At 64.3% G+C, this 25,561-nt stretch carries 21 protein-coding genes; 5 read left to right on the top strand and 16 right to left on the bottom strand.

What is annotated here, in order from left to right:
• The first annotated feature begins 9 nt into the window (after positions 1-9).
• Positions 10-441 (top strand): NfeD family protein, encoded by a 432-nt coding sequence (locus tag AC1DVN_RS21290; RefSeq protein WP_003944877.1) that lies wholly within the window; start codon positions 10-12, stop codon positions 439-441.
• Positions 441-1,724 (top strand): SPFH domain-containing protein, encoded by a 1,284-nt coding sequence (locus tag AC1DVN_RS21285; RefSeq protein ID WP_003944935.1) that lies wholly within the window; start codon positions 441-443, stop codon positions 1,722-1,724. The genes AC1DVN_RS21290 and AC1DVN_RS21285 overlap by 1 nt, the downstream gene beginning before the upstream one ends.
• 36 nt (positions 1,725-1,760) lie before the next feature.
• Here the strand turns inward: AC1DVN_RS21285 and AC1DVN_RS21280 are convergent, their stop codons facing one another.
• The 3 genes from AC1DVN_RS21280 to AC1DVN_RS21270 are packed head-to-tail and all read right to left on the bottom strand — an operon-like array spanning position 1,761 to position 3,685.
• The gene (locus tag AC1DVN_RS21280) at positions 1,761-2,294 is read right to left on the bottom strand and encodes a hypothetical protein (RefSeq protein WP_003944797.1); all 534 of its coding nucleotides are present in this window, start codon (positions 2,292-2,294) and stop codon (positions 1,761-1,763) included.
• Between the two features lie 55 nt (positions 2,295-2,349).
• Positions 2,350-2,946 (bottom strand): hypothetical protein, encoded by a 597-nt coding sequence (locus AC1DVN_RS21275; protein ID WP_003944858.1) that lies wholly within the window; start codon positions 2,944-2,946, stop codon positions 2,350-2,352.
• 31 nt (positions 2,947-2,977) lie between these two features.
• Positions 2,978-3,685 carry a TVP38/TMEM64 family protein gene (locus AC1DVN_RS21270; protein WP_060938559.1) on the bottom strand — a complete coding sequence of 236 codons (708 nt, stop codon included), beginning with the start codon at positions 3,683-3,685 and terminating at the stop codon, positions 2,978-2,980.
• Positions 3,686-4,108: 423 nt separating this feature from the next.
• Here AC1DVN_RS21270 and mutA point away from each other — a divergent pair, with 423 nt between their 5' ends.
• From mutA to meaB, 3 genes are read left to right on the top strand one after another with little or no spacing between them, the layout of a single operon-like run.
• Complete coding sequence (mutA, locus tag AC1DVN_RS21265; RefSeq protein WP_020969616.1) at positions 4,109-6,004, top strand: methylmalonyl-CoA mutase small subunit; 1,896 nt, start codon at positions 4,109-4,111, stop codon at positions 6,002-6,004.
• Complete coding sequence (scpA, locus tag AC1DVN_RS21260) at positions 6,001-8,253, top strand: methylmalonyl-CoA mutase (RefSeq protein WP_019748436.1); 2,253 nt, start codon at positions 6,001-6,003, stop codon at positions 8,251-8,253. The genes mutA and scpA overlap by 4 nt, the downstream gene beginning before the upstream one ends.
• 17 nt (positions 8,254-8,270) lie before the next feature.
• Positions 8,271-9,263, top strand: coding sequence for a methylmalonyl Co-A mutase-associated GTPase MeaB (gene meaB / locus AC1DVN_RS21255; protein WP_003945003.1), 993 nt, complete (start codon positions 8,271-8,273; stop codon positions 9,261-9,263).
• A 61-nt stretch (positions 9,264-9,324) separates the two neighbouring features.
• Here the strand turns inward: meaB and AC1DVN_RS21250 are convergent, their stop codons facing one another.
• The 13 genes from AC1DVN_RS21250 to AC1DVN_RS21190 all read right to left on the bottom strand — a co-directional run bounded on the left by AC1DVN_RS21250 (position 9,325) and on the right by AC1DVN_RS21190 (position 25,550).
• Positions 9,325-10,272 (bottom strand): sulfite exporter TauE/SafE family protein, encoded by a 948-nt coding sequence (locus AC1DVN_RS21250; protein WP_019748438.1) that lies wholly within the window; start codon positions 10,270-10,272, stop codon positions 9,325-9,327.
• Positions 10,273-10,502: 230 nt separating this feature from the next.
• On the bottom strand, positions 10,503-11,537 hold the full coding sequence (locus tag AC1DVN_RS21245) for a nucleoside hydrolase (protein WP_113683628.1): 1,035 nt from the start codon (positions 11,535-11,537) through the stop codon (positions 10,503-10,505).
• Entirely contained in the window at positions 11,530-12,006 is a 477-nt protein-coding gene (locus AC1DVN_RS21240) for an OsmC family protein (RefSeq protein ID WP_019748441.1), read from the bottom strand. The genes AC1DVN_RS21245 and AC1DVN_RS21240 overlap by 8 nt, the downstream gene beginning before the upstream one ends.
• A gap of 31 nt (positions 12,007-12,037) precedes the next feature.
• On the bottom strand, positions 12,038-13,351 hold the full coding sequence (locus AC1DVN_RS21235) for a CoA transferase (protein WP_477994198.1): 1,314 nt from the start codon (positions 13,349-13,351) through the stop codon (positions 12,038-12,040).
• Between the two features lie 18 nt (positions 13,352-13,369).
• Entirely contained in the window at positions 13,370-14,248 is an 879-nt protein-coding gene (locus AC1DVN_RS21230; RefSeq protein ID WP_477994197.1) for a 3-methyladenine DNA glycosylase, read from the bottom strand.
• A gap of 3 nt (positions 14,249-14,251) precedes the next feature.
• Positions 14,252-15,340: a hemolysin family protein gene (locus tag AC1DVN_RS21225; RefSeq protein WP_003944826.1), complete on the bottom strand. Its 1,089-nt coding sequence runs from the start codon at positions 15,338-15,340 to the stop codon at positions 14,252-14,254.
• Entirely contained in the window at positions 15,333-16,715 is a 1,383-nt protein-coding gene (locus AC1DVN_RS21220) for a hemolysin family protein (RefSeq protein WP_477994196.1), read from the bottom strand. Before AC1DVN_RS21220 ends, AC1DVN_RS21225 begins: the two co-directional genes overlap by 8 nt.
• A 95-nt stretch (positions 16,716-16,810) precedes the next feature.
• Entirely contained in the window at positions 16,811-18,247 is a 1,437-nt protein-coding gene (locus tag AC1DVN_RS21215) for a GuaB1 family IMP dehydrogenase-related protein (RefSeq protein ID WP_020969620.1), read from the bottom strand.
• Between the two features lie 3 nt (positions 18,248-18,250).
• On the bottom strand, positions 18,251-19,132 hold the full coding sequence (locus AC1DVN_RS21210) for a DMT family transporter (RefSeq protein WP_020907757.1): 882 nt from the start codon (positions 19,130-19,132) through the stop codon (positions 18,251-18,253).
• 4 nt (positions 19,133-19,136) lie between these two features.
• On the bottom strand, positions 19,137-20,639 hold the full coding sequence (locus AC1DVN_RS21205; RefSeq protein WP_003944962.1) for a DEAD/DEAH box helicase: 1,503 nt from the start codon (positions 20,637-20,639) through the stop codon (positions 19,137-19,139).
• Between the two features lie 62 nt (positions 20,640-20,701).
• Positions 20,702-22,159, bottom strand: a complete 1,458-nt coding sequence (gene gndA, locus AC1DVN_RS21200) for an NADP-dependent phosphogluconate dehydrogenase (RefSeq protein WP_007730904.1) — start codon at positions 22,157-22,159, stop codon at positions 20,702-20,704.
• A gap of 217 nt (positions 22,160-22,376) precedes the next feature.
• Entirely contained in the window at positions 22,377-24,335 is a 1,959-nt protein-coding gene (locus AC1DVN_RS21195; RefSeq protein WP_477994195.1) for a DEAD/DEAH box helicase, read from the bottom strand.
• Positions 24,336-24,596: 261 nt separating this feature from the next.
• The gene (locus tag AC1DVN_RS21190) at positions 24,597-25,550 is read right to left on the bottom strand and encodes a M56 family metallopeptidase (RefSeq protein ID WP_003944922.1); all 954 of its coding nucleotides are present in this window, start codon (positions 25,548-25,550) and stop codon (positions 24,597-24,599) included.
• Positions 25,551-25,561 lie beyond the last annotated feature (11 nt).

Below are 25,561 nucleotides of genomic sequence, written 5' to 3'. Positions count from 1 at the left end.
GATGGTGTTGTGGCTGCACTTATTTGGCTGATCGGAGCACTGGTGCTCGCCGGGGCCGAAGCGCTGGTGGGGGATTTCTTCCTGCTGATGCTCGCCGGTGGGGCGCTCGCTACTGCCGGTGTCAGTGCTGTCACCGACTTCCCGGTGTGGGTCGACGCCGTCATGTTCGGAGTGTTCTCCGCCGCCCTCGTCCTGGGCGTGCGACCGATCATGTTGCGTCGCTTCGGTAGTCCGCCCCCGACCCCGACCGGAATTCAGGCACTCGAAGGTAAGCACGCTCTGGTTCTGGAAGAAGTGGGCGAGCATTCCGGGCAGGTCAAGTTGGACGGCGAGGTGTGGACTGCCAGGCCGTACGACACCACCGAGGTGTATCCGCCGGGCACCAAGGTGACGGTGATGGAAATCAACGGCGCAACAGCAGTCGTCTGGAGGGGACCTTAATGGCAGCACTCATAGTGCTCGGTGTGTTGGTGCTATTCGTGATCTTGGTGGTCGCGAAGTCGGTAGCACTGGTACCGCAGGCAGAAGCCGCGGTGATCGAGCGGCTCGGTAGGTATTCGAAGACGGTGTCCGGTCAGCTCACATTCTTGATCCCGTTCGCCGATCGTGTGCGCGCCAAGGTGGATCTTCGTGAGCGGGTGGTCTCCTTCCCACCGCAACCGGTGATCACCCAGGACAACCTGACACTGTCCATCGACACGGTGGTGTACTTCCAGGTCACCAATCCGCAAGCTGCGGTGTACGAGATCAGCAACTACATCGCTGCCGTCGAGCAGTTGACAACCACGACGCTGCGAAACGTCGTCGGCGGAATGACCCTCGAAGAGACGCTGACCTCGCGTGATTCCATCAACGGTCAGCTTCGTGGTGTCCTCGACGAGGCGACCGGCCGCTGGGGCCTGCGAGTGGCCCGCGTCGAACTCAAGAGCATCGATCCTCCGCCCTCCATCCAGGAGTCGATGGAAAAGCAGATGAAGGCGGACCGCGAGAAGCGCGCGATGATTCTGACGGCTGAAGGCCACCGCGAATCCGCTATCAAGACAGCCGAGGGTGCCAAGCAGAGCCAGATTCTTTCCGCCGAGGGCAACAAGCAGGCCTCGATCCTCAACGCCGAGGGTGAGCGTCAGTCCCAGATTCTTCGGGCTCAAGGTGACCGCGCGGCCAAGTACTTGCAGGCCCAAGGCGAGGCCAAGGCCATCGAGAAGGTTTTTGCTGCTATCAAGTCCGGTAAGCCGACTCCGGAATTGCTTGCATACCAGTATCTTCAGACGTTGCCGCAGATGGCGCAAGGCGATGCGAACAAGGTGTGGCTCGTGCCCAGCGACTTCGGTGACGCACTGAAGGGATTTGCGAAAACGCTTGGCGCGCAGGGGCAGGACGGTGTCTTCCGTTACGAGCCGCCGGCCGCCGAAGAGAATCTTCCCAACCCTGAGGACGATTCAGCTGAGGTGGCGGAGTGGTTCGAAACGAAATCCGATCCGGCTATCGCAGAAGCAGTCCGTGCTGCTGAAGTTGCTGCACGTACTCCCGTCGAAGATCCGGCGGCTGCGGTCAGGCACCTCCGTGAAAGTGCGCCCGAGCAGCCCGGATTCGTAGATCCCGCGCTGCCGCAGCAGAGTGAAAATCCTTGGCCCGGTCAGCTACCGCTGCCGTCCGAACGCGAAGAGTTCCAGCAGAAGTACCCCTACCAGGATCAGCCGCCGGAGGGCGGCCAGCGCCGGTAGGCTCCTCTCGTAGTAATCGGGACGGGCACTCGTCACCTACGTGATGAGTGCCCGTCCCGTTCCGCATACAGCGATCGCCCAGAGGACACTGACGAAGGTTCCCATGATGAACTGCTCGGACGCGTGAGGTTCGCGAAGTTCCGGGTACCGTGCGAGCCCCTTGACTGCCAAGACGATCGCGATCCCCTCCGGCCAGGTTGCGAGAATCGACGCCGCCACCGCGAGCCGTTCGAGGATGCCGATCACACGTCCGCCGCGAAGAGGTCCGGCGTCCGGTGCCGGGCTCCCGTCCGGTTGGCGACGAGCGATCTTGAAGGTGGCAAGTACCAACGGTGCACCGGCCGTGGCGGCGGCAAGTACGCACAGGACAAGCGTCGCCCCGAGAGCGAAACCGGTGACCGGGGTCGTTCGGGTCGATGCCAGTGCGGCAACACCCAGCGCCGGAAGAGCCACCACGGACGACGCCCATTCGGGGACTTCCAGTCGACCACGACTGAGCGGTCCCAGTGCCGCCGCAACTGCTGGTGCCGCGGCGGCGACGGCGAGCGCGATCAACGCCAGAACGACCATGTATTCGAGCCCCCTGCTGTGTCGACGAGTTTGTACCGGTGCGAGCGTGAGCAGTCTAGGGCTGGAGTCTGACCAAAAGTCGTTCTGCGAGTCTGCGCCCGGCGAGTTCTGCGTGCCACCCGGCTGTCAGGAGTCGCTTGGACATGGCTTGCTTGGTGATTCCGAGGTGGGCTGCCGCGCTGACCTGAGTGAGTCCGCTGTCCATCAGAGCGATGGCTTCGCGTCCGTCCTTCGTCTGTCTCGTGACAATCGTTCCGAGCAAGGTGAACGCGGCATCGACATCGGCGGCGAGTTCGTCGCGTGAGCTGTCGGCCGGCGCCTGTTCGACAGCAATTCTGGCCGGAGCTCGCTTGGCTCGCTCGACGGCGATCCGAGCAGCTTCGAATGCCGGTCCGCGTCCGGCCCGGGTCTGCCGTGGGAGAGGCTGCTCGACGGGACCGATCCCGATCCCGACACTCCAGTGCTCGCGCCGAATCAGCTCGAGTGCGACGAGGACGAGTAGCGCCGGATCGTCGGTCACCGCTTGAATCTCGTCGCCCGCCGTGCGCTCGAACGGCCGCAGGAGCCTGCGATCGGCCATGTCGTCGATGATGTCCCCGACGCGGTCGACATCGCGTCGGCTACCTCGCTGATCCACTGTCAGTACGAACATTAGTCAATGCTAGATAGTTGACTGTCAATAGTCAATCGTTTTGGGTTGACTCAATCAAATCAACCTCTTGAGATTGACCGTTGTCAACGATGGTTTCGCCCGGTGAAGGCTGACGGCGAGCGTCGAACACCAGACCGGCGATGCCGATCGCAATGCAGATCCCGGACAGAATCAGGAGACGAGGATCGGCTTCGCCGGAGAGCGCATCGCCCAGAACGACAATCCCAACAGTGCCGGGCAAGATGCCGACGACGGTGGCAAGGATGTAGGGCACGATCCGGATCGACGAAATGCCGCAGCAGTAGTTCACCACCGAGAAGGGGACAAACGCGATCAAGCGCAGAGAGCCGACGGCCAGCCACCCCCGCTTTTCGATCCGCTCGTCCACCCGCCGGATCGTCGGACTCGAAATCCGTTGCCACACGACGTCACGGCCGATGGCGCGGACCAGGTAGAGGGCCAGAACGGCGCTCACAGTCGTTGCCGCCACGGTAAGAGCGATGCCGGTCACCGAGCCGAAAAGAACCCCCGCACTGAGGGTGAAGACGGTGCGCGGGAACGGCGCGACGGTGACTATCGAATGAACCAGGAAGAACACGAGGGGAAACGCCGGGCCAACCGAGTCCGCCCACTCTCGCACCTGGGACACCGTGGGATGTGGGGCGAGGAGGGCTGCGAGGAACAAAGCGAGCACTACCAGGACTATTGCGATCAATCTTCGGTCCAGCAGGCGTCCCATCACAGGTCACAAGGCTACCTGCGAACGGTGAACCGGGCCGACTGCCGACCCGCAATCGTGAGTCGAACATTGCCACGGGGGCGGGAAAGCGACGTGCTCCAGGCGACAATGAAACGGCGCTGTGACGAAAACCACTAGGCTTTCGGAGTGGCCTTCACCTGTAGTCCCGGCCAGTGAAACGAACTCGCGGGTAACCCGTAAACATGCTGAACAATCGCTAGGTAAGGGCCGGTCACACGTGCACGAACGACCGAATCTGCACGTCGTCTGACCGGTCGGAAAGTGGCCGCGAACAGCCCTGTGAAGAACATGACGTGATCCTCACGATATCTGGGCTCAACCGCGGGTTAGCATCACAGAACTAACGAACAAATCCGATTATCGGTAAAGCGCTCACGCAAAAAATGAGAGGGAGCGGACACAGTGTCATTAGCTTCAGAAGCCGAGGCTGTCGAGCAGGCGTACGCGGAGTGGCAGCGCTCCGTAGCCGGTGTGCTCGCCAAGTCCCGCAGAGTCGATGCGGCAGAGCTGGGCCCCGAGCCACAGAAACTGCTCGAAACCGTCACCTACGACGGTGTCACTGTCGCACCGCTCTACAGCCCACGCGACGAGCGTCCCGAGCAGAGCTTGCCGGGCACGTTTCCGTACGTGCGTGGCGTCGACGCTCACCGTGATGTCAATGCCGGTTGGTTGGTTTCCGCTGCATTCGGAACCGCTTCGGCGGCCGAGACTAATCGCGCCATCCTGGACGCCCTCGAAAACGGAGTCAGCGCACTCTGGTTGAAGGTGGGCGCCGACGGCGTTCCGGTCACCGACCTCGCCGCTGCGCTCGAGGGCGTTCTTCTCGACCTCGCACCGCTCACGCTCGACGCAGGCGCCGAGGTGAACGATGCAGCCCGCGCACTCTTCTCTCTCCTCGATGCTCGCGGCGAAGCCGGCGACGGCGTCAGTGATCGCAGCAGTATCCGAGTCCACCTCGGTGCAGCGCCGCTGACCAGTTCGTTCTCCGGCGCAGCCGACGTCGAATTTGCAGGCGCCGTCGAGTTGGCCGCCCTCGCTGCAGCTCGCGCGGAAACCGTGCACGCGATCACCGTCGACGGCACGGCCTTCCACAACGCGGGTGCCGGCGACGCCGAGGAACTCGGAGCCGCGATTGCCGCCGGACTCGAATACCTCCGCGCACTCACCGCAGAGAGCGGTCTGACCATCGGTGCTGCGTTGTCGCAGTTGGCTTTCCGCTACTCGGCAACCGACGATCAGTTCCAGACCATCGCGAAGTTCCGCGCCGCACGTCTCGTGTGGGCCCGCATCGCTCAGGTCTGTGGAGCTTCCGACTTCGGTGGAGCGCCGCAGCACGCAGTCACCTCCGCCGCGATGATGGCTCAGCGTGATCCCTGGGTGAACATGCTGCGCACGACCCTCGCCGCATTCGGCGCCGGCGTCGGCGGAGCAGATGCAGTGACTGTTCTTCCGTTCGACGTCGCCCTGGCCGACGGCACCCTTGGTGTCAGCAAGTCCTTCTCCTCGCGCATCGCGCGCAACACGCAGTTGCTTCTCCTCGAGGAGTCGCACCTGGGCCGCGTGCTCGATCCGTCGGCGGGCTCCTGGTACGTCGAGGACCTGACGCAGCAGATCGCCGCCACCGCGTGGGAGTTCTTCCAGGAAATCGAAGCAGCCGGCGGATATCTGGCGGCACTCGAAGCGGGAATCGTCTCCGGTCGTATCGCTGCCACGAAGGCCAAGCGCGACTCCGACATCGCACACCGTAAGACCACGGTCACCGGTGTCAACGAGTTCCCGAACCTCGGCGAAACGCCGCTGTCCGCCGAAGCCGTCGAGCCCGGCCAGTCCGTCGCCCGCTACGCAGCTGCATTCGAAGCGCTTCGTGACCGTTCGGACGCGTTCCTCGCCGCCGGCGGCGCCCGTCCCACTGCGCTTCTCGCGCCGCTGGGCTCGGTTGCAGAACACAACGTGCGCACCACGTTTGCGTCCAACCTGCTCGCTTCGGGTGGTATCGACGCAGTCAACCCCGGCCCCCTCGAGGTAGGCGCAGAAGCCATCTCCGCAGCCGTCAAGGCTTCCGGTGCCACCGTCGCGGTGCTGTGCGGCACGGACAAGCGCTACGGCGAGAGCGCCGCAGCGGCCGTCGCCGAACTTCGCGCTGCAGGCATCACCAAGGTGCTGCTCGCAGGACCGGAAAAGGCAGTCGCCGACGCGACCGGCGATTCTCGCCCGGACGGATTCCTCACAGCCCGCATCGACGCAGTGTCGGCTCTGACCGAACTGCTCGACTTCATCGAGACGGGAAGCTCCAAGTGACGACACGAGAGGTCAAGCACGTGATCGGCAGTTTCGCCGAGGTCCCACTCGAGGACCCGCAGTCTCCGGCACCCACACCGCCGTCGGTCGAGCAGGCACAGGCGCTCATCGAAGAGGGCGCAAACGCCAACAACTACGCCGCCGAGCAGGTTGTCTGGTCCACCCCGGAAGGCATCGACGTCAAGCCGGTGTACACCGGTGCGGACCGCACGGCCGCCGCCGAGTCCGGTTACCCGCTCGACAGCTTCCCGGGCGCAGCGCCGTTCCTGCGTGGTCCGTACCCGACCATGTACGTGAACCAGCCGTGGACCATTCGCCAGTACGCCGGATTCTCCACTGCCGCGGAGTCGAATGCGTTCTACCGTCGTAACCTCGCGGCCGGTCAGAAGGGCCTCTCGGTTGCCTTCGACCTCGCCACACACCGCGGCTACGACTCCGATCATCCTCGCGTTGCGGGTGACGTCGGAATGGCCGGTGTCGCAATCGATTCCATCCTCGACATGCGTCAGCTCTTCGACGGAATCGACCTCTCGCAGGTGTCGGTCTCGATGACGATGAACGGCGCTGTGCTCCCGATTCTCGCGCTGTACGTCGCTGCGGCAGGCGAGCAAGGCGTCACCCCGGACAAGCTGGCCGGAACGATCCAGAACGACATCCTCAAAGAGTTCATGGTTCGTAACACCTACATCTATCCGCCCAAGCCCTCGATGCGGATCATCTCGGACATCTTCGCGTACTCCAGCGCGGAAATGCCGAAGTACAACTCCATCTCCATCTCGGGCTACCACATCCAGGAAGCCGGAGCGACGGCCGATCTGGAACTGGCGTACACCCTTGCGGACGGCGTCGAGTACATCCGCGCCGGCCTCGACGCCGGTATGGACATCGACAAGTTCGCACCGCGCCTGTCCTTCTTCTGGGCCATCGGCATGAACTTCTTCATGGAGGTCGCCAAGCTCCGCGCCGGACGCCTCCTGTGGGCCGAGCTTGTTGCCAAGTTCGATCCCAAGAGCGCGAAGTCGCTCTCGCTGCGTACCCACTCGCAGACCTCGGGCTGGTCTCTGACCGCGCAGGACGTCTTCAACAACGTTCCGCGTACCTGCGTCGAAGCCATGGCTGCCACCCAGGGCCACACACAGTCGCTGCACACCAACGCACTCGACGAGGCCATCGCACTGCCGACGGACTTCTCCGCCCGCATCGCCCGTAACACCCAGTTGCTGCTGCAGCAGGAATCCGGCACCGTGCGTCCCATCGACCCGTGGGGCGGCTCGTACTACGTCGAGTGGCTCACCAACGAACTCGCCAACCGGGCTCGTAAGCACATCGAAGAGGTCGAGGAAGCCGGCGGAATGGCTCAGGCCATCAACGAAGGCATCCCGAAGCTGCGCATCGAGGAAGCTGCCGCCCGCACCCAGGCACGCATCGACTCCGGTCGGCAGCCGCTCGTCGGCGTCAACAAGTACGTTCCCGACGAGGTCGACACCATCGAAGTTCTCAAGGTCGAGAACTCCAAGGTCCGCAAGGAACAGCTCGAGAAGCTGGTTCGCCTTCGCGCAGAACGTGATCCGGAAGCCGTCGAGGCCGCACTCGCGAACCTCACCCGCGCTGCCGCATCCACCGAAGGCGGCATGGAGAACAACCTCCTCGCCCTCGCTGTTGTCGCCGCCCGCGCGATGGCTACCGTCGGCGAGATTTCCGACGCCCTCGAAAAGGTGTACGGACGCCACCAGGCCGAGATCCGCACCATCAGTGGTGTGTACCGCGACGAGGCAGGAACGGTGAGCAACATCAGCAAGGCGATGGAACTGGTCGAGAAGTTCGCCGAGGACGAGGGACGTCGTCCCCGTATTCTCGTCGCGAAGATGGGCCAGGACGGTCACGACCGTGGCCAGAAGGTCATCTCCACGGCCTTCGCGGACATCGGATTCGACGTCGACGTCGGACCGCTGTTCCAGACCCCCGAAGAGGTCGCCAATCAGGCGGCCGACAACGACGTCCACGTAGTCGGTGTGTCGTCGTTGGCAGCCGGTCACCTCACCTTGGTTCCGGCGCTGCGGGAGGCTCTGGCTGCGGCCGGTCGACCCGACATCATGATCGTCGTCGGCGGCGTCATTCCGCCCGGTGACTTCGACGAACTCTACGAGGCCGGCGCTGCTGCCATCTTCCCGCCCGGAACCGTCATCGCCGACGCTGCCAGCGGATTGTTGGAGAAGCTCTCCGCCCAACTGGGTCACGACCACAGCTGAGAAGGGGGTCACTGAAGATGGCACGTCAGCCCATCGACATTGATTCCCTCGCCGAGGCGGTACGCGGAAATCAGCGTGCCGGCCTCGCTCGGGCGATCACCCTCGTCGAGTCCACTCGCGACGACCACCGGGCCCTTGCGCAGCAGCTTCTACTGAAGTTGCTGCCCGAGGCCGGGGGAGCGCACCGGATCGGCATCACCGGCGTTCCCGGCGTCGGCAAGTCGACGTTCATCGACGCGCTCGGAATGTACTTGCTGGGCAAGGGACATCGGGTTGCGGTGTTGGCGGTCGATCCGTCGTCCACCCGCACCGGCGGCTCGATTCTCGGCGACAAGACACGCATGGCTCGGCTCACCGTCGAACCGAATGCGTACATCCGGCCGTCACCGACGTCCGGCACGCTCGGTGGTGTTGCCAAGGCAACCCGAGAGACCATCGTGCTTCTCGAAGCTGCCGGTTTCGACGTCATCCTGGTGGAGACAGTGGGTGTCGGCCAGTCCGAAGTCACTGTTGCCAACATGGTGGACTGCTTTACGTTCCTGACACTCGCTCGTACCGGTGATCAGCTCCAGGGCATCAAGAAGGGTGTCCTCGAGCTCGCAGATCTGGTGGCGGTCAACAAGGCCGATGGAAAGCATGAGCGCGAGGCAAAGGGTGCTGCCCGCGAATTGGCCGGAGCGCTTCGCCTGATCTACCCGCACGACGCCATCTGGAAGCCGCCCGTCATCACGATGAGCGGCCTCGAAGGTGTCGGACTGGACGAGTTCTGGGGAACTGTCACCAAACACCGTGAGGTGCTCACCGAAGCAGGACAGTTCGAGGAGAAGCGTCGCAAGCAACAGGTCGATTGGACCTGGACGATGGTCAACGATCAGCTGCTACGCAGGCTCTCGAGCAACGATCGGGTGCGTGCGATCCGGGCCGACGTCGAGCAGAGCGTGCGTGACGGTTCGCTGACAGCAGCGTTGGCGGCGGGGCGAATTCTCGACGCGTTCGACGGAAGCAACTAGGGCGAAAAAACAAAATCCCGGGTATCCGAGCGCGGATACCCGGGATTTCTTCTGTGACGAGCTATCGTTCGCGTTTGACCGCAGGCTCGGTGAGTTCGTTCTCGACAGCGAGTTCGACTCCCGTGAAATCGCCTTCTGCCTCGGCTGGGGTGAGCGTGGACCGCTTCCACGCGTAAAACAGCAACGCTGCCCACGCGCCGAGAATGGCCAGGTAGCCGGCCACTGTGACCGCCCCGGTGATGTCGAAGGATTTGAACAGCTTCTGTGCGTTGGTCAACACGATGACGCCGCCCACCGCCGTTCCGAGCAAGGTTGCAGGCACGCGGCTGACCAGCCACGCCGCGAACGGGGCAGCGATGACACCGCCGAGCGCGAGACCGGCGACAACGAGGAGGTTTCCAGCAGACTCACGACCCAATCCGACAAGAAATCCCAGCGACGCGGCTGACGCGACCAGAAACTCCGAGGCGCTGACCGAGCCGATCACGGTGCGCGGCGCGGTCTTGCCCCGCGAGAGCAGCGTGCTGGTGGTGATCGGACCCCAACCACCACCGCCGGATGCATCGATGAAACCACCGAACAGGCCGAGTGGGGACAGGAAACGTGCAGTGTGCGGAGTGGTACGAGCATCCGCGACGGCCGGTGGGCGGACCGAGAAGCGAAGTGCCACATAGATACCGATGGCCAGCAGGATCGTCGCCGTGATGGGGACTGCCGCTTCGGTGGACAGACCCGAGAGCACGGTTGCGCCGATGAATGCACCGACTGCGCCGGGCACACCGAGCTTGGCGACGAGCTTCCAGTCGATGTTCTTGAACTTCCAATGCGACACACCCGAAGCGAGGGTGGTGCCGACCTCGGCCAGGTGAACAGCGGCGCTGGCCTGAGCCGGACCGAGGCCACCGATCATCAACAGAGTGGTTGCGGTGACACCGAAGGCCATACCGAGGGCGCCGTCGACGAGCTGGGCGCCGACGCCGACAAGGGTGAACAAAAGAAGGTTGAACATGAGAAGACAGACTCCGAGCGAAGAAGCGACAAAGTCAGGGGTGCAGGCAGCGAGAATCGCCGCTCAGCAACACGCCTGATCGAAGCATGCGCTACGACGAGTGGGCCAGAACGCCATCAATCCGAGCGCAAATGCCGGGGAGGCATCGTGGCTGGAAATCTGCACGTCAGGTCCTTTGTTCTCGTTCGTTGGTGTTCTGTCCATGCGAGCATAGCCGGTGCCCGGCTCGGTCAACCCACGACGCGGGCGTAATTTCCCACTCGGTGGACAAGTCGATCGAAGAATTCCGCCGGATCGGTGCTGACCGCGATATCCGCGTTGGGCTCACGCTTCCAGTGCCCGACCCAGTCCGCGACCGTCGTTCCGATCAGCAGTGGACTCTCGGTTTCGACATCTACCGTTGCCGGCTTCAGTGTCGCCAAGCTCGGATCGAGGGCGACGGCAGCAGCAAAGGGATCATGCATGTGAGCAAGAAAGCCCTGGTCGTATTCACGATGGAATTCCATGTAGAACCGGATCGCGTCGGACATATGCCTGATCACGCTGTTGGACGCGGAACTGCGGACGTCGGGACCGTCGTCAGGGGAGATGATCTCTTCCGGAGTGCTCCCGGCAGCGTCGGCGAGCCGACGCACATGTTCGGGGAACATCTCGATGGATTCGGTGACGTTGAGGCCGCAGATGATCGGGCGCCGGTGCGCGGGTACGACGGAGAACGCGTCGAACACCTCCTTGGCGGCGTGCGGATCCACCGAGACGTTCCACTCCGCGGTCGGCGTCGTGTTGCCCGGATAGTTGAACGACCCACCCATCACGACCAGTCGCTTCAGCAGAGACGGCAGATCGGGTTCACGTCTGATCGCCAGCGCAAGGTTGGTGAGCGGCCCCGTCACCAATCCGGTGAGTTGTCCGGGGTACTCCCGCACGAGATCCACCCAGAGGTCGGTGGCGGTTCGGACCGAGCGCTTGCGACCCGAATCGGGGAGGACGGCATGCCCGATCCCTTGCGGACCGTGAGTCTCCTCGGTGGTGCGCAACGGGATGACCAGTGGCTCGCGGGCGCCGAGTGCAACCTCGATGTCCGGGGCGCCGCAGAGCGCAAGCCAGTTCAAGTTGTTGGCCGCGACCTGTTCCACCGGAACGTTGCCGGCGGTGCTCGCAATCCCCAGAATCTCGGCTTCGGGGCTGGCAAGGAGATAAAGAAGCGCCAACGAGTCGTCGATGCCGGTGTCGACGTCGACGATGAGCTTGTGCGTATCACTCATCGGTGGCCACCAGGATCGTCGGTGAATGCAGGACAGGGAAGTTGACCGACCGAGCGATGAAGCACTTCGTGTGTGCGGGGCCGTGAAGCTCCTCGGCCTTCTCGACCATCGACGCCTCCGCGACCAATACCGTCGGATTCAACGTCACTTCGATGAACTGGCCGCCGCCATCGGATTCCTCGATCATGCTGCCGACCGGCTGATCGCTGTAGTCGAGAACGACGACCCCAGCGGCAGCTGCCAGACCGAGGTACCAGAGCATATGGCACTGGGCGAGGGAGGCAACGAGCAGTTCCTCGGGGTTCCATCGCTGCGCGTCACCGCGGAACGAGGGATCGGAGCTGCCGAGAAGTTCCGGCTTTCCGACCGCGGATATTGCATGATTGCGCGAATATCCCTGCGTGCTGGACGTTCCGGTTCCCAGATCGCCCGTCCACTGAAGGTCGAGTGTGTAGGTATGTGACTTCACAGGTCCATCTTGCCCTGAATGTGCCGGTCCCTCAGTGTGCCCACTCCGCCCGATCCGATCCCCACGGATGGGCTGGTTCGGGGTAGTCCTCGAACTCTGCCAGCGCGGGTCGTGCGGTGGTCACGTCGCCATGGTTGACAACAGCATTCAGGCCGGGAGCGGTCGGTAGACCGGGATGGACGGTTCGGCCGGGTGCGTCGAGAAGACGGGCGCCGGTGCTGGCCAATGACACGTCGACATCGCGGCCACGGCCGTCGTGCGAGCGCAGCGTCAACGCGTCGAGGATCCCAGCTGCCAAGAAGTATCCGGTCGAGTGGTCGAGGGCCTGCGCTGGAAGTGCGCCCGGTTTCTCGCCGCCCTCGAGGAACGAGATACCGGATGCGGCCTGCACGATGCTGTCGAAGCCGCGGCGATTCGCCCACGGACCTTCCCATCCCCATGCGCTGACGCGCCCGTGGATCAGGTGGGCGGGAAGATCCTGCCCGATGAGTGCTTCGAGTGCGCCAGGACGGTAGCCGGTGACCAGTACGTCTGCGGTGTCGAGGAGTTCGCGGAATGCTGCCGCTTCCGCCGAGGATTTCAGGTCGAGAAGCGCCGACCGCTTGCCCTGGCCACTGTCGAGGTGCTGCCATCCGATCTCGGGGATCGCCGGGGGATCGATCCGCAGAACGTCAGCGCCGACCAGCGCGAGGGCACGGGTCGCGACCGGGCCGGCGATGACGCGGGTCAGGTCGAGAACACGTGGGCGCGTCGGATGCGTGCGGGGTTTTCCCTCGTCGCGTACTCGGATGGATACCAGAGGCTCAGACCTCGCAGCTGCGCACTGCTCACTCAGGCGCCACTCGGTCTCGGTACGAACACGGACCGCGATGGCGCCGATCTCGGCGGCCTGCTGCTCGATCTCGATGGCGCTGAGTTCGGATATCCGTTGCGCCACTGCATCTTTAGATGATTCATGGTCGAGTTCGAGGATGGCGAGCAGGCGGTCGCGATGGTGTGGATAGTTGCCGTGCGTGCGGACCCAACCATCGCGGGCGGCAAAGAACCCCGAGTATTCGGAGAATCCGTTAATCGGTTCGCCGCCGATCCGGAACAGTCGATCGCTCGAGAAGGACGCGGCGATGCGCTCGGGATCGAGGGTCCAGTGTCCGTCGCCCGGGCCGGTTGACCGATGAATTGCCGAGGCGAAGGCCGCGACTGAGCCTGCAGCGAGGTCGAACACCGGCAAGTGCGCCGCAAGGAAGCCCGCCGAGTCCGGGCATTCGATGTGGCCGCGTCGGTCGTCGGTGTGCACCCCGACGTCACGTTGGTATTCGTCGAGATAGAACCCGTACCCGTGATCCATGTGGCGCCTTTCGGCAGTTCAGTGGCCGAGAAGCTCCCGGCACTTCTCTGCCAGCGTATCGCGGAGCGGCGCAGCACGATCCGCCAACTGTTGTTGCTGACGCACGTATTCGGCGCGGCCCGCGGGAGTTTCGATACGAATGGGGGAGTACCCGTACTCGGCGAGGTCGTATGGGCTCGCGCGCATGTCGAGTTCACGGGCCAGGAGCGCGTGTTCGAAGCACCGCATCACCAGATCGGAATCCACGAGTGGCAACAACTTGAAGCTCCACTTGTACAGATCCATACCGGCGTGCAGGCAGCCCGGCTGTTCGTGATCGATCTGAGTTTCGCGTGCAAGCGGGAGCGAGTTCTTGGGGGCCGCGTCCGGTGTGAAGAACCGGAACGCGTCGTAGTGCGTGCATTTGAGTGGCAGGGATTCGACGACCGCGTCGGTACCGGCGAACCCGAGCCGCAGCGGCACTGACTGGTGACGGATCGCGTCCTCGCCGCCGCGATAGACCATCGCCCATTCGTGGAGGCCGAAGCAACCCAGCACAGCGGGCCGCGCAGACGTCTGATTCAACAGATTCCACACGAATTCGACTGTGTGACGCCGACGCTCCAGCACGGAGGCCTCGACCGTCGCGGTACCCGATTCGTCGACGCGGTAGCCGGAGAAGGCTGCGTATTCGCCGGCGTTCTCGAGTGCGACTCCGTACCCGGGGTGCCAGCGGCGCAGTTGCGCGGGCTTGAAGTTGTAGTACGTGAAGAGGAAGTCGTGCACCGGGTGAGAGATACCGGCGCTACGACGCGCTCGGTGCGGTTCGACGAGCTTCTCCACCCCCTCGAGGTGAAGTGCCCGCCGAACCGTCCACTCGCTCTGCGCGAGTGCGAGTGAATGCACCGAACGTGTCATCGATCAGCTGTTTCTTTGTCCGGGAACAGCATCTGTGCCGCGGTGCGTGCCGTCGCGAACCGTTCCGACGTACTCCTCGAGCAGATCCTCGAGCGCGACGATACCGATCACGACTCCGTCGGCGTCCGTGACTGCGCCGAGGTGCGAGCTGGCCCGACGAAGGCCGGCCAACGCTTCGGCCAGCGGCGTGCTGAGCGGAACGATGGGCAACGGGCGGATATCCGATGTCGGAACGACGGTGTCCGGCCCGGCAGCTTCGTCGAGCACCTCGTCGAGCACATCCTTGAGGTGCACGTACCCGGCCAGCGATCCATCGCTCGCTCGGACCGGGTAACGCGAGTATCCGGTCTCGATGACCGCACGCTCGATCTCACCCAGTGTTGTTCCCGACGGCGTGAGGGGAATGGTCCGCACCTTGTCGAGAGTGATCAGGACCTCGGAGACGGTGCGATCTGTCGATTCGAGTGCCTGCTTCAACCGGCGGTGTTCTTCGGCGTCGATCAGACCCTCGGATCGCGATTCACCGATCATCGCGGACAACTCCACCGCCGAGACAGTGACGTCGAGTTCGTCCTTGGGCTCGACGCGCAGGAGCTTGAGCACTCCGTTGGCGCAGAGGTTGTAGAACGCGATGATCGGGCGAGCGATCTTGATGAACGCCAGATGCACGGGAACGAGCAGCATGGCCGTCTTCTCGGGGCCCGCCAACGCGATGTTCTTGGGCACCATTTCGCCGAGGAGGATATGCAGCACGACGACCAGCGAGAGCGCGATCGCAAACGAAATCGGGTGTAGCAATCCGTCGGGAAGGCCGACGGCTTCCATCGGCACCTCGAGGAGGTGCGCGATGGCGGGCTCGGCGACCTTACCGAGCAGGATCGAGCAGATCGTGATGCCCAGCTGAGCTGCCGCAAGCATCAGCGAGAGGTTCTCACCGGCCTTGATGACCGTGAGTGCCCGCTTCTTACCCTGCGCGACAAGTGCCTCGAGGCGGTCGCGTCGTGCGGAGATCAGCGCGAACTCCGCACCGACGAAGAATGCGTTACCGGCGAGCAGCACGACGGTGAGGAGTACACCGAAGAGGTTATTCATCGTCGGACTCCTTCGTGTCGTCGTCTGCGGATTCGGGTTCGACATGTGCCGGGACCGGCGTGATGGTCACTCGGTCGATACGACGGCCGTCCATACTCATCACTCGGGCGATCCACTTGCCGCGGGAATCACCGGACGAGTCGACGTCGGGCAATTCCACTTCGTCACCCTCGTCGGGGATTCGGCCCAGTTCGGTGAGCACCAGACCGCCGAGCGTGTCGTAGTCGCCTTCGGGCGCGGTGTATCCGGTTGCCGACGTGACCTCGTCGATGCGCAGGAGACCGGAGCACGACCAGCCGTCGCCGACGCGCTGTACGTCGAGTTCGGGTTCGTCGTGTTCGTCGCGCACATCACCGACGATTTCCTCGATGAGGTCTTCCATCGTGACGATGCCGGCTGTTCCGCCGTATTCGTCGACGACAAGCGCGACCTGCATGCCGTCGGAGCGGATCCGCTCCATGACGGTGTCTCCGTCCAGGCTCGACGGCACGACGGGAACACGTTGAGCCAGACTGTCGACGCGCGTCGTGCGCCTGCGCTCGGCCGGAACGGTGAACGCGTGTTTGATGTGTACGACGCCGACTGTGTCGTCGAGATCGCCGCGAACGACGGGGAAGCGCGAGTAGCCAGTTCGCGACGCCGTCACGATCAGGTCTGCGACGGTGTCCGAGAGTTCCAGCGATTCGATCTTCACTCGCGGAGTCATCAGCTCTTCTGCGGTGCGGTCACCGAACTGCAGCGAACGGTCGACGAGCATCGCCGTGCCCTTGTCGATGGACCCGCGCTGCGCGGACGTCCGCACGAGGGACCCGAGTTCCTGCGGTGATCGCGCCGAGCGCAATTCTTCCGCGGGTTCGATGCCCAGGCGTCGCACAATCCAGTTGGCGGTTCCGTTGAGGCCGTTGATGGCCCACCGGAAGATCAGCGAGAAGCCCGCTTGCAGGCCCGCAGTCGCGCGGGCGGTGGGCATCGGCTTGGAGATTGCGAGGTTCTTCGGTACGAGCTCACCGAAGATCATGGAGAACGAGGTCGCAATCACGAGCGCCAGGATCAAAGACGTTGTCGAGGCAGCGGATTCGCTGAGCCCGACGGCCTTCGTGACCGGTGTGATGAACCGTGCCAGAACGGGCTCGGCCAGGTAACCGGTGATCAGGGTTGTGATCGTGATACCCAGCTGAGCGCCGGAGAGCTGGAACGAGAGAGTCTTGTGCGCGTGTTGAACCTGCCGCGAGCGTCGGTCGCCGCCACGAGCAGCTTCGTCGACGGTGCTGCGTTCGAGCGCGGTCAGTGAGAATTCGGCCGCCACGAAGAGGGCGGTGCCTGCAGTCAGCGCGATGAAGCCGACCAGGCTGAGAATGGTGAAAACGATGTCCATGTGTCATCGCCACCTGAGGTGTGCACGGGGGCCGCCGGGTTTGTCTCGCCCGGGAGTAGGGACCCGAGCACCCGCCGACTGTCATAAAACGTGGTTCACCAACCCGACGGAAGCGGCCGTCCTTCGGCGAATCCGGCGGCGGACTGCACTCCCAGAACTGCCTTCTCGTGCAGCTCCTCGAGTGAGCGCGCACCCGCGTACGTGCAGGTACTGCGTACGCCGGAACAGATCTGATCGATCAGGTCCTCGACTCCGGGGCGCTCGGGATCGAGACGCATCCGCGAACTGGAGATGCCTTCCTCGAACAATCCCTTACGGGCGCGATCGAAAGCCGTTTCGGTGGCTGTGCGAGCGGCAACAGCGCGCTTGGAGGCCATACCGAAGCTCTCCTTGTACGCGTTGCCCGCCTGATCGACTTTGAGATCGCCGGGGGACTCGTACGTGCCGGCGAACCACGAGCCGATCATGACGTTCGACGCGCCCGCCGCGAGGGCGAGTGCAACGTCGCGAGGGTGGCGAACGCCGCCGTCGGCCCAGACGTGCTTGCCGAGCTCGCGTGCTGCTGCAGCACATTCCGCGACGGCCGAGAACTGCGGGCGTCCGACGCCGGTCATCATGCGAGTCGTGCACATGGCTCCGGGCCCGACGCCGACCTTGACGATGTCCGCGCCTGCGGCGATCAGATCACGGGTTCCCTGTGCGGACACCACGTTGCCTGCAACCAACGGGACGCCGAGGTCGAGCGCCTTGAGGGTGGTGAGCGCATCGATCATTCTCTGCTGGTGACCGTGAGCCGTGTCCACGACGATCACGTCGGCACCGGCGTCGACGAGTGCCTTGGCCTTGGCGCCCACGTCGCCGTTCACACCGACCGCAGCAGCGACCCGGAGTGCGCCGCGCTCATCGACTGCGGGGTCGTAGATGCCGGCACGAATCGCGCCGGTGCGGGTGAGGACGCCGGCGAGGGTTCCGTCCTCGTTGACGATGACGGCCAACGGATCGTGCTTGGTTTCGAGCAGTTCGAAGACCTCACGCGGTGTGGCGGTGACCGGGGCGGTGACGAAGTCGGTGATCGCGACGGTACGTAGGCGAGTGAACCGATCGACATCCGCGCAGGCAGCCTCGGTGACGACACCGAGAGGCTTGCCGTCCTCGACCACCACGACTGCGCCGTGTGCACGCTTGGGTAGCAGCGCCAGCGCATCGGAGACGGCGTCGTCCGGACTCAGCGTCACCGGCGTATCAGCGACGAGGTGGCGGCTCTTGACGAACGCCACGGTCTCGGCGACCGCTTCGGTGGGGACGTCCTGCGGAATGATGACCAGTCCGCCGCGGCGGGCGACAGTCTCGGCCATGCGGCGGCCGGCGACTGCGGTCATATTGGCGACGACGACGGGAATGGTCGTTCCGGATCCGTCGGAAGAATTGAGATCGACGTCGAACCGAGAGGTGACCTCGGTCCGGTTAGGGACGAGGAAGACGTCGTCGTAGGTCAGGTCGTATGGGGGGCGTTGCCCTTCGAGGAACTGCACGTTTCACGAGCCTACCGTCGATTCCGCCGTAGCGCCCTCGGTATCGCGCGCTTGTGAGCGGGAGAGGGCGATCGTGGTCATGATCATGACGGCGACGGCGCACCCGATGAGAGCAATTCCGGGACCGTCGACGCGGAGGCGTTCGTCGAGAACCGTCATCCCCAGGAAGATGGCCGCGATCGGCTCGCCGATCGTCAGGGCGGGTAGTGACGCCGACAGGGGCCCGACCTGGAATGCGCGCTGTTGGAGGTAGACCCCGATTGCGCCCGAGGCGATCAGCGCCCACGTCTGCCATGCCGAAATCACCCCGACGACACCGTGCCCGAGTAGGTCGGTGACGTACTTGGTGAATGCGACGGCCACGCCGTAGAAGATTCCGGCCGCAGAGCCGAGAAGCAGAGCGCGCCAGCCACCGTCGAGTTTGGACAAGCCGCCGATAGTTGCGACCACGGCCACTGCGACCGTGATCGTCAGGGGCACAGCCCAATCCGACCACGGAGCGTTGCTGTCTCCCTCGGTGGGATCGCCGACTACGAGGAAGATTGCCAAGGAAATCGCGAGCATGATCGCCAACGACCACGCAGAACGGGTAATGCGAATTCCAGAGAACCTGGCCGAAAGTGGCAGCGCGAACAGCAGCGAGGTCACGATCAGTGGCTGCACCACCAACACCGAACCCAACGACAGTGCAACGGCCTGCATGACGTAACCGCCGCCGTCACCGATCAGCCCGGCCCACCACCGAGGACTGCGAATCAACGACGCCACCAACGCCTCGCCCTCCGGAACCGCAGACGCGGCGCGCTGCTGAGCGACGGAGGCACACGCGAAGAGAAGCGCGGCGACGAGTGCGCAGAGAACAGAGATCAGTGGAAGATCACCCATTCCCTCAGTGTGCGCGCTTGCCCGCCCGATTTCCGGCAGACGGCTTTCCTGCGCCGGGTGCGCCGCGACGCGGGGTCAAGCCCTTGGACGCCAGACGCTCCGAACGGGTCGGGACCGGAGTGCCGTCCGCACGGATCTTCTTCACACTCTTCGGATCGGTGACGCGCCGCGAGGAAGCGGCGCGCTTGTCGCCGTCCTTCTTCATCCGGCCTCCGGCAGCGGTCCGGCCGGCAGTGTCGTGTTCCTGACGGCCACGCTTGGCGGTGTGCTTGACGGCGACCGTCGTATCGGGAGCTTCGACCGGTATTCCCGTCGGCTCCATCGCGCCGGTGATGCGCGTGAGTTCCAGATCGTCGGGGCGGACCCGCACACCGTGAACCTTGATACCTGCCTGCTTGGTCAACTTCTCGACCGAATCACGTTCTTCGTCGGTGACGATGGTGACGACGACGCCCGATTCCCCGGCGCGTGCCGTCCGGCCGGCCCGGTGCAGGTAGTCCTTCGCCTCCGCCGGGGGATCGACGTGAACGACGAGCGTCACGTCGTCGACATGGATTCCGCGCGCGGCGACATCGGTGGCGACCAGGACCGGTGTCGTCCCGTCGGAGAACGACGCGAGGGTCTTGGTCCGGTTGTTCTGTGTCTTGCCGCCGTGCAGAGCGCCGGCCGAGACGCCGATCAAATGCAGTTGCTGCGCAAGACGATCCACTCCGTGCTTGGTCTTGACGAACATGATGGTCCGCCCCGCCCGTGAAGCGATATGTGCGACAACGGATCTCTTGTCGTCGCGGTCGACGAAGAGCAGGTGATGCTCCATGGTCGAGACGGTGGCAACCGGGGGAGCAGTCGAGTGCGACGCCGGATTGCGCAGGTAACCCGCGACCAGATCGTCGACCTTGCCGTCGAGTGTTGCCGAGAAGAGAAGGCGCTGACCGTCTTTCGGTGTCGTGTCGAGAATCTTCGCAACCTCGTCGATGAAACCCATGTCTGCCATGTGGTCGGCTTCGTCGATGGTCGTGATCACGACGTCGTCGAGAATCACCGACTTCTGCTCGAGTAGGTCGAGTAGGCGCCCTGGGGTCGCGATCAGCAGATCGACGCCGCGGGCAAGGATGTCGGCCTGGCGCTTGATCGGAACGCCACCGACCGCATTTGCCACACGCAAACCGATCTCGGTAGCAGCGTCGTCGAGTGCCTTGTGGATCTGGATCGCCAGCTCACGGGTGGGAGCGAGCACCAAACCGCGCGGACGATTCCGCTTGCTCGCCCCACCCTTGAGGCGCACCAGCATCGGAAGCCCGAAGGCCAGAGTCTTTCCGGAACCCGTCGCGCCGCGCCCGAGGACATCCCGACCGGCAAGAACATCGGGGATGGTTGCCGACTGAATGGGGAAGGGGGCATCGATGCCGCTACGGCGCAACGCGTGCACCATCACGGCGGGGATTCCGAGGTCGACGAACGAACGCCCTTCGGTCGAGGTGGGCGAGTCGATCGTCGATTCCTGCATTTGTCCAGGCTACCGGGTATCGGTAGACGCAGATGACCGCATCTACCGATACCCGCTGTGAATCAGGCCTCGATTTCGCTGCGGTCACCGCTCCACAGTGTGTGGAACTTGCCCGGCTTGTCGATGCGCTCGTAGGTGTGCGCGCCGAAGAAGTCGCGCTGACCCTGAGTCAGGGCGGCCGGCAGACGCTCCGCGCGGAGACCGTCGTAGTACGAGAGCGAAGACGCGAACGCCGGTACCGGAATGCCGAGCATCGTCGCGGTGGCGACCACGCGGCGCCAGCTGTCGATGCCTGCCTCGATGGCCTCGCGGAAGTACGGCGCCAGGATCAAGCTCGGCAGGCTCGGATCCGCGTCGAACGCGTCCTTGATGCGGTTGAGGAACTGCGCACGGATGATGCAGCCACCGCGCCAGATCGTCGCCAGGTCGGCAGGCTTGAGGTTCCAGTCGTACTCGGCGCTGCCGGCAGCGATCTGATCGAAGCCCTGCGCGTACGCCACGATCTTCGACGCGTACAGCGCGGCCTGGATGTCGGCGGCGAACTGCTCGGCGTCAGCAGGCTTGTCGCCGAGAGAGCCGGCGGCCAGACCCTGCGCCTGAGCTGCGGCGCGCTGATTGCGGCTACCGGACAGTGCGCGAGCGAAAACGGCCTCGGCGATACCGGTGACCGGCACGCCCAGATCCAGAGCGGACTTGACCGTCCAGCGGCCCGTGCCCTTCTGCTCGGCAGCGTCGACGATGACGTCGACCAACGGCTTGCCCGTCTCGGCGTCGACCTGGCGGAGCACCTCGGCGGTGATCTCGATCAAGTAGGACTCGAGCGTGCCCTTGTTCCACTCGGTGAAGACGTCTGCGACCTGACCGGCGTCGTAACCGAGTGCGTCGCGGAAGAGGTTGTACGCCTCGCCGATGAGCTGCATGTCGGCGTACTCGATGCCGTTGTGCACCATCTTGACGAAGTGACCGCTGCCGTCGGGGCCGATGTGCGTGCAGCACGGGGTGCCGTCGACGTGAGCGGAGATGGACTCGAGAAGCGGGCCGAGAGCCTCGTAGGACTCCTTCGGGCCGCCGGGCATGATCGACGGACCGTTGAGTGCGCCTTCTTCGCCACCGGAGATACCAGCGCCGACGAAGTGCAGACCGCGGGCGCGGATCGCTGCTTCACGACGGATCGTGTCGGTGTAGAGCGAGTTGCCACCGTCGATGATGATGTCGCCGGGCTCCATGGCGTTCGCGAGCTCTTCGATCACGGCGTCGGTCGGGGCGCCGGCCTTGACCATGATCAGGACGCGTCGCGGCTTCTGCAGTGCGGCAACAAACTCCTCGACGGTCTCGGTGCGCACGAAATCGCCCTCGGAACCATGCTCGGCGATCAGGGCATCGGTCTTCGCGATGCTGCGGTTGTGCAGGGCAACGGTGTGACCGTGGCGGGCGAAATTGCGGGCAATATTCGAACCCATGACGGCCAGGCCGGTGACGCCGATCTGAGCTCGGGGTGATTCGGTGCTAGTGGTTGACATACTTACAGCTTTCCCTCTCGGTCCGCGGCTGTGAAATCCTGCGCTGTGCGCAGCCGAAAACGGTGCGGCCGCGACGCGCGTGAACATCAGACCGTGCATACAAAACACGGATGCAGATCACTTTAATTGCAGTGACCTGCATCCGTCTCGATACAGCTTCCGGCACAGCCGGAAGGTTCTCAGTGTTCAGTTGTCGAGCCGCAGCTCAGCGCAGGTATTACCGCTGATCGCGCTTCGGGCCGTCGAATCCGTCATAGCTACGACGGTCGGTGCGGCTGCGGAAGCCGCCACCGCTGGTCGAGGCTGCACGGTTGTCGCCGCCGTCGCGGTTGCCCTGGTAGCCACCGGAAGAGCGGTTGCCCTGGTATCCGGTCGAGGGGCGGCTGTCGCGATCGCCGTACGAGCGGGTGTTGTCGCGGTTGCCCTGGTATCCACCACCGGACGAACGGTTGCCCTGGTATCCGCCGCGGCTCTCGCCGTCACGGCTTCCCTGGTATCCGCCCGAAGAGCGGTTGCCCTGGTAACCCGTCGACGGGCGGCTGTCGCGGTCTCCGTAGGACGGACGGCTGTCACGGTTGCCCTGGTAACCACCGCTGGAGCGATCACCCTGGTATCCACCGGAAGAGCGGTTGCCCTGGTATCCGCCGCGGCTCTCGCCGTCACGGCTTCCCTGGTAGCCACCGGAAGAGCGGTTTCCCTGGTATCCGGTCGAGGGGCGGCTGTCGCGGTTGCCCTGGTATCCGCCGCTGGAGCGGTCACCCTGGTAGCCACCGGAAGAGCGGTTGCCCTGGTATCCGCCCGAAGAGCGGTTGCCCTGGTATCCGCCCGAAGAGCGGTTGCCCTGGTAGCCGCCACGGCTTCCGCCACGATCACCGAAGGAACGCTCGCCACGAGAAGAGCTCTCGCGCAAGGGTTCTCCGGTCGGCTTCTTGGCGCCGGTGATGCGAGCAAGTTCAGCAGAACCCGGGGTGACGGCAACGGCTGCGGCATTGACGCCGGCCATTCCGGTCAGACGCTTGAACTGACGCTTCTGGTTGGGCAGCACGATGGCGACAACGGTGCCCTTCTCGCCGGCGCGAGCGGTACGACCAGCGCGGTGCAGGTAGTCCTTGTGGTCGGCCGGGGGATCGACGTGAACGACGAGGTCGATGCCGTCGACGTGGATACCGCGTGCTGCGACGTCCGTTGCGACGAGGACCGGGGTGCGGCCGTTCTTGAAACGCTCGAGGACGCGGGTGCGCTGGTTCTGTGCCTTGCCGCCGTGAAGCGACTCGGCAGCGATGCCGACTGCGCGGAGGCGATCGGTGATTCCCTCGCAACCGAGCTTGGTGCGGGCGAACATGATGGTGCGTCCGTCGCGGGCACCGATCTCGGCGAGGACGGAATCCTTCTGCCCACGATCGACGAGGAGGACGTAGTGCTCCATCGTGTCGACGCTTGCGCGGCCGTCTTCGGTGGAGTGGGTGACGTGGTTGGCCAGGAACTGACGAACCAGCGACTGGACCTCACGGTCGAGGGTTGCCGAGAACAGCAGACGCTGTCCGTCTGCGGGGGTCTCGCCGAGGATCGAGCGAACCTCGGGCAGAAAGCCCATGTCCGCCATCTGATCGGCTTCGTCGAGTGCGGTGATTTCCACCGAGTCGAGGATGCAGGTGCCCTGACGCAGGTGATCGCCCAGGCGACCCGGCGTTGCGACGAGGACGTCTACGCCGCGGCGAAGCTGATCGACCTGCTTGGCGAACGGCGTTCCACCGACAGCGGGACGAACCGTGAGTCCGAGTGCGCCGGCGTAGGAGTTGAGGGAGTCGACCACCTGGAAAGCAAGCTCACGGGTGGGGACGAGCACGAGTGCGCGGGGACGCTTGGCGGCCGGGCGATCTTCGTGGCGTGAGAGGCGGGTCAGCATCGGCAGGCCGAAGGCGAGGGTCTTACCCGATCCGGTCTGTGCGCGGCCGAGAACGTTGGTTCCGGCGAGCGCGTCCGGGATGGACTGTGCCTGGATGGGGGACGGGACGGTGATGGAGTTGCGCGCCAATGCGGCAACAAGCTGCTCGGGCAGGCCGATCTCGGCGAAGGTGATACCCGGCTCGGTGGCGACTGCTTCTTCGGCAGCGGGGGTGTTGACGGTGGGGTCTTCGATGTTCTCGGAAGACGACATTTGGACAGCGTTGGTCACGCGGAAACCTCTCCGGACTACGGGCACGTCGCGGAGCGGAAGAAGCCATGCTGAAATACACGACACAGTTCGCAAAGGGACGAGCCAGGGCACATGTCACCTGGCAATCCGAACGCATACTGCGGGGAATTGGGCTGTGTGCCGTTATATGTTGACGGACCACGATGGTGGCCGTGGTCCACTCTACGCCACCGGGGACACCGAAGTCAGGTAGCCCCGCCTGTGACCTGCACTACTACACGGGGTTGCGCAGGTCAAGACTCAGTATGCGTTGAAAAGCAGTCGAAGTTCGGTGAGCCAGGGCACAGCCACCGCAACCGTGGGAACCACGAGAATCGCGACCGCCCCGAGATACGCAAAAACTGCGATGCGGGGATCTGCATCGTCGGCCGAGAGGCGCTGCACTCGGATGAGCGTCGACGGGCCGCCCGCTGCCATCGCTCCGCGGGGTGCCGTCGATCCGGCACACGCGACAAGTGCCCGCGCGAGGGGAGTGGGACCGGTAGCCCGCACAGCTGAATCGTCGGCGAGCAACTCCACCAGGAGTTGTACCGATCCCAGAGCCGACTTGCTACGGACGAAACGGGGGAACGCGTGGTTGACGGCCGTGAAAGCCTCGAGGACCAGATCGTGACGAGCTCGCAGGTGTGAACGCTCGTGCGTCAGAATTGCTTTGACCTCGGCATGATCGAGGTTCTGCAGAGTGCCTTGACTGAGAACCACGCGTTGGCGCAGACCTGGCAGGCAGTAGGCGATCGGTTCGTCCACGTCCAGCACCCGCAGATCGGGTGTGCGTTCCACCGACGCGGGCATGGCGCAGTCGTCGAGAAGGTCCACCAACACGCGGTGACGTGCACGGCGACGTCGGGTTCTCACAGCGACCTGGATTATCGAGAAGATCAGCTTCGCGCCGATCAGGAGCGTCAGGGCAAAAACAACCACGTACAGAATCCACAGCGGGAGCCCGAGTGCATCGATTTCGGCGGTCGGGGCCGTCGTCGGCCTACCGTCAGCGCCGGGAACGAGCAGCTGGCTGGCAATGGCCAGGCCCGAGCTGAATGCCGACAGCACCGCAGCAATCGCGACGGCTTGCCACAGAACCAACGCCGCGCGTGGAGCGCGGTAAGGCCACGTGGAGCGGCTCAGGAGTGCGGGAACCGGACCGGCCAGCAACAAGGCAAGCAGTCCGAAAACCAGTGCAGTAGTGGCGTTCATGTCCTACACAT

It is taken from the genome of Rhodococcus sp. P4_E4 (assembly GCF_056401575.1).
This window is presented reverse-complemented; position numbering and strand designations above follow the sequence as displayed.

What these genes read in the sequence shown, in the direction of transcription:
- AC1DVN_RS21275 (WP_003944858.1), bottom strand. Translation starts at nt 2,946, where the DNA reads ATGTTCGTACTGACAGTGGATCAGCGAGGTAGCCGACGCGATGTCGAC.
- AC1DVN_RS21235 (WP_477994198.1), bottom strand. Translation starts at nt 13,351, where the DNA reads ATGGATCACGGGTACGGGTTCTATCTCGACGAATACCAACGTGACGTC.
- AC1DVN_RS21245 (WP_113683628.1), bottom strand. Translation starts at nt 11,537, where the DNA reads ATGAGTGATACGCACAAGCTCATCGTCGACGTCGACACCGGCATCGAC.
- AC1DVN_RS21190 (WP_003944922.1), bottom strand. Translation starts at nt 25,550, where the DNA reads ATGAACGCCACTACTGCACTGGTTTTCGGACTGCTTGCCTTGTTGCTG.
- AC1DVN_RS21225 (WP_003944826.1), bottom strand. Translation starts at nt 15,340, where the DNA reads ATGAATAACCTCTTCGGTGTACTCCTCACCGTCGTGCTGCTCGCCGGT.
- AC1DVN_RS21270 (WP_060938559.1), bottom strand. Translation starts at nt 3,685, where the DNA reads ATGGGACGCCTGCTGGACCGAAGATTGATCGCAATAGTCCTGGTAGTG.
- AC1DVN_RS21220 (WP_477994196.1), bottom strand. Translation starts at nt 16,715, where the DNA reads ATGGACATCGTTTTCACCATTCTCAGCCTGGTCGGCTTCATCGCGCTG.
- AC1DVN_RS21280 (WP_003944797.1), bottom strand. Translation starts at nt 2,294, where the DNA reads ATGGTCGTTCTGGCGTTGATCGCGCTCGCCGTCGCCGCCGCGGCACCA.
- AC1DVN_RS21205 (WP_003944962.1), bottom strand. Translation starts at nt 20,639, where the DNA reads ATGCAGGAATCGACGATCGACTCGCCCACCTCGACCGAAGGGCGTTCG.
- AC1DVN_RS21250 (WP_019748438.1), bottom strand. Translation starts at nt 10,272, where the DNA reads ATGTTCAACCTTCTTTTGTTCACCCTTGTCGGCGTCGGCGCCCAGCTC.
- AC1DVN_RS21285 (WP_003944935.1), top strand. Translation starts at nt 441, where the DNA reads ATGGCAGCACTCATAGTGCTCGGTGTGTTGGTGCTATTCGTGATCTTG.
- AC1DVN_RS21210 (WP_020907757.1), bottom strand. Translation starts at nt 19,132, where the DNA reads ATGGGTGATCTTCCACTGATCTCTGTTCTCTGCGCACTCGTCGCCGCG.
- meaB (WP_003945003.1), top strand. Translation starts at nt 8,271, where the DNA reads ATGGCACGTCAGCCCATCGACATTGATTCCCTCGCCGAGGCGGTACGC.
- AC1DVN_RS21230 (WP_477994197.1), bottom strand. Translation starts at nt 14,248, where the DNA reads ATGACACGTTCGGTGCATTCACTCGCACTCGCGCAGAGCGAGTGGACG.
- gndA (WP_007730904.1), bottom strand. Translation starts at nt 22,159, where the DNA reads ATGTCAACCACTAGCACCGAATCACCCCGAGCTCAGATCGGCGTCACC.